The organism is Sutterella parvirubra YIT 11816 (assembly GCF_000250875.1).
In the GTDB taxonomy this organism is placed as follows: Bacteria; Pseudomonadota; Gammaproteobacteria; order Burkholderiales; family Burkholderiaceae_F; genus Sutterella; species Sutterella parvirubra.
In genome coordinates this window covers 77118-77445 of sequence record NZ_JH605013.1, presented here as the reverse complement: position 1 = coordinate 77445, position 328 = coordinate 77118, and the positions used below count along the sequence as shown (strand labels likewise).

Below are 328 nucleotides of genomic sequence, written 5' to 3'. Positions count from 1 at the left end.
CGACCCTTGATGCGCGTCCTCTTCAAGATGGAGCGCACGGGCGTCGCGATCGACTGCTTCGCGCTCGCCAACCAGAGTGAGGAGCTCGCGCAGCGGATCGAGGAGCTGCGCGCCGAGTGCGAACGCCTGGCCGGCCACCCCTTCAACATCTCGAGCCCGGCGCAGCTGGGTCAGGTGCTCTTCGGCGAGATGGGGATCCCCGTCGTCAAGAAGACGGCGAGCGGGGCGCCTTCGACCGACGAAGAGGTCCTTACGGAATTGGCGCTCGACCACGCGCTCCCGAAGGTGGTGCTGGAGCACCGGCGCCTCACCAAGCTCCGGAGCAAGT

Annotated in this window: 1 protein-coding gene; it reads left to right on the top strand. The window is 67.4% G+C overall.

Annotation, left to right across the window (positions count from 1 at the left end):
- A partial coding sequence (locus HMPREF9440_RS12285) for a DNA polymerase (RefSeq protein WP_392392011.1) occupies window positions 1-328 on the top strand: 328 nt, incomplete at both ends.